Origin of the sequence: Microcystis wesenbergii FACHB-1317, assembly GCF_014696875.1 — a bacterium.
Taxonomy (GTDB): Bacteria; Cyanobacteriota; Cyanobacteriia; order Cyanobacteriales; family Microcystaceae; genus Microcystis; species Microcystis wesenbergii_A.
On the sequence record NZ_JACJQV010000006.1, the window covers coordinates 1 to 2,462 of the forward strand.

The following is a 2,462-nucleotide window of genomic DNA, read 5'->3' on the forward strand; positions in this document are numbered from 1 at the left end:
TCCAGTGTTTTTACCAAGAGTTGTCAAACAATCCGAAACTGGTTTGGAGAAATAATTAGTTATTTCGAGCAAAGGACAACGAATGGGGTGGTCGAGGGAATCAACAATAAACTGAAACTAATAAAACGGAGAGGCTATGGCTTGAGAAACTTTCGGAATTTTTGGGTTAGAAGTATGTTATCTTGGCATCTTGTCTGTTGATTTAGCATAAAGGGTAACGAAGAGCCGCATCTAGTGGCTAGAGGAATCCTAGGCTAGATGTTTTTTCGGCAACCTAACCTAGGACTCTGATGGAAACTACGCGGTAAAGAAATCTAATTTTCATAAATGTTCCTCTCGACACTGACTTAGTTTCGGTCTTGCGGTCTAACGGTTAGGTCACTTAGATTTCTGGAGTAGAAAATGATAGAGATTGCATCAAGCGAAAGGAATGAAAAGAACCCGACCTTCATATTCTTCAGGTTCACTACAACAAATAAATAGTTCTAAATCATCAAGGATCTTACCAATGGGTGCTTTTGAGATCACCTCAACAACTCCAGTCATAGGTAGTCCTTGATTGACACGATTGTAGGCATACATCGTAATAGTGGCTACATCATGGGTGAGCAGGATGCGTCCCTCATTAGCTGCCCATTCTAAAATATCTGGATCGTCAGTGTTCATCAGTCCTACATCTTGGACGCGAATTATATCTAATTCAGGTAAACGCCTCACCAGTCCACGCAAGATGGCTCCATTAAAATTTTCGTCAGTTAGAAGGCGCACTTTGCCTCGACTCTCCTTTTGACTGATAACGAGCAAGCAAGCGCTGTCTTAAATCGACTAAGTTGTGTTTTTGGGTTAGTTGTTGTCTCAGTTGTTGAGCTTGTTGGTCGCGTTGTTCCAAATAACTGTCAATTTCCTGACGGTGATTTAAATAATAAGCAATGGCACTGTATATATCTTCCAAACGAAGAACTGAAAACTGAATAGCGATTTCTTCAGGAGTGGAGCCGTTGTGGTATGAGGCAAGTATGCTATCGAGAGTCACTCGGCTCGAACCTATACGGATACCTCCCGCTTCATCCCAACGAAAAGGAGGAGAAGTTACTTGGAATTTGGCTGGGGTGTTGCGAAGGACTTCATCGGGATATCTGACGTTGTTGGTTGCCATATCCTCTTCTGCCTGAGCGATGAGGGGAGCTAATTTTCCCGATGCTAGGTCCGCTTCAATTTGTCTATCCCACATCTCATCAAGATAGTCTTGAAGCCAGTTTGCCAGAGCGCGGACTTCACTCTCTGGCAATTGCTGAATAGCCGACTCAACTTCTGAGTGATTAGTCATATAACAGGTCAAATTTGAAGATCACAGCCATTTTATCGCTAATTAGGGTTGGCTGTTATAACCCCGTCCATGGCCTAACACAAACCGAAGAACCATAAAGATTAGATTGAACATTTCTGGGATTTCTGTCTAACAGCAAAGTTAGCCTGCTTTTGGGGCAGGGATGAGCGCAAAGGTGGTGTTATACTCAGACAAAGTGCAGAAAGTCAAAATCCGTAACTTTCTTGAATCCATGCTGACAACTACTCAATTTGCGCCCCTGCTAAAGCAATTGTCTTACTCCGATAAGCTCTTATTACTTAACTTTCTTGTAGCCGAGTTGCTCAAGGATTCTGGTATTGTACCGATGTCTATTCAAGATGATCTCCCTAGACAAGGTTTACATGACTCTTTTGAGGCTGCCGCCATTCTTGCTCAAGCATTAAAAGAGAAACAAGAATTGACTCATGACTAATAAGGTAAGATTTGCTTTTACTGAGGTAGATCCTAGTCTTGGGGCATTAAGTGCGCTTCCTTATTTACCATTGACATTAACTTATCAAAGTCAATCCTTGAATAGATCTCTTGCATAAGTCTAGACAAAATAGGATAAAATAGTCCAAGAGTTAAGATTGAAAGATGACTTACGAACAAGTAAAAACTTTAAAGCCAACAGAGTTCAAACGCTTGTGTGGCGTGTATCCAGATACATTTAAGGATATGGTAACAGTCCTAAAGGCAGAAAAAGTTTGGCAAAAAAAGACAGGTAGACCTAGCAAATTGAGTACGGAAGACCAACTACTAATAACATTAGAATATTGGCGAGAATATCGCACCTATTTTCATCGGGGAAATAGTTGGGGTATTAACGAATCAACGGCGTATAGAATTGTTAGGAAAGTAGAGAATATTCTCATCAAATCAGGTCTGTTTAATCTACCGGGAAAAAAAGCCCTCTTAGAAAGTAATAGTGAAAGAGAAGTAATAGTGGTGGATGTGTCAGAACAGGAGATAGAAAGACCCAAAAAAAAACAGAAATCATACTAGAGTGGCAAGCAGGGATACCACACATTAAAGTCGCAAGTCGTTGCCGATCTCGCGCAGCGAGCGCGTTGCGACCAAAAAAGCGAGCAGGTAATCTGTGTCCGTTGTGAGA

5 protein-coding genes are annotated in these 2,462 nt (G+C 41.5%); 3 read left to right on the plus strand and 2 right to left on the minus strand.

What is annotated here, in order from left to right:
• Positions 1 to 201, plus strand: a 201-nt coding sequence (locus H6F92_RS00090; protein WP_190356372.1) for a transposase, incomplete at its 5' end; no start/stop codon positions are given.
• 216 nt (positions 202 to 417) lie between these two features.
• Here the strand turns inward: H6F92_RS00090 and H6F92_RS00095 are convergent.
• Together H6F92_RS00095 and H6F92_RS00100 are read right to left on the minus strand one after the other, a co-directional pair.
• Positions 418 to 768 carry a DUF5615 family PIN-like protein gene (locus tag H6F92_RS00095; RefSeq protein WP_002771467.1) on the minus strand — a complete coding sequence of 117 codons (351 nt, stop codon included), beginning with the start codon at positions 766 to 768 and terminating at the stop codon, positions 418 to 420.
• Positions 752 to 1,327 (minus strand): DUF433 domain-containing protein, encoded by a 576-nt coding sequence (locus H6F92_RS00100; RefSeq protein WP_242029933.1) that lies wholly within the window; start codon positions 1,325 to 1,327, stop codon positions 752 to 754. Before H6F92_RS00100 ends, H6F92_RS00095 begins: the two co-directional genes overlap by 17 nt.
• Before the next feature lie 232 nt (positions 1,328 to 1,559).
• On the opposite strand from H6F92_RS00100, the gene H6F92_RS00110 reads away from it, so the two are divergent.
• Positions 1,560 to 1,781 (plus strand): hypothetical protein, encoded by a 222-nt coding sequence (locus tag H6F92_RS00110; RefSeq protein WP_185241314.1) that lies wholly within the window; start codon positions 1,560 to 1,562, stop codon positions 1,779 to 1,781.
• A 164-nt stretch (positions 1,782 to 1,945) separates the two neighbouring features.
• On the plus strand, positions 1,946 to 2,353 hold the full coding sequence (locus H6F92_RS00115; protein ID WP_242029934.1) for a transposase family protein: 408 nt from the start codon (positions 1,946 to 1,948) through the stop codon (positions 2,351 to 2,353).
• Positions 2,354 to 2,462: the final 109 nt, after the last annotated feature.

Coding starts and splice junctions, on each gene's coding strand:
- H6F92_RS00100 (WP_242029933.1), bottom strand. CDS start 1,327: ATGACTAATCACTCAGAAGTTGAGTCGGCTATTCAGCAATTGCCAGAG.
- H6F92_RS00110 (WP_185241314.1), top strand. CDS start 1,560: ATGCTGACAACTACTCAATTTGCGCCCCTGCTAAAGCAATTGTCTTAC.
- H6F92_RS00115 (WP_242029934.1), top strand. CDS start 1,946: ATGACTTACGAACAAGTAAAAACTTTAAAGCCAACAGAGTTCAAACGC.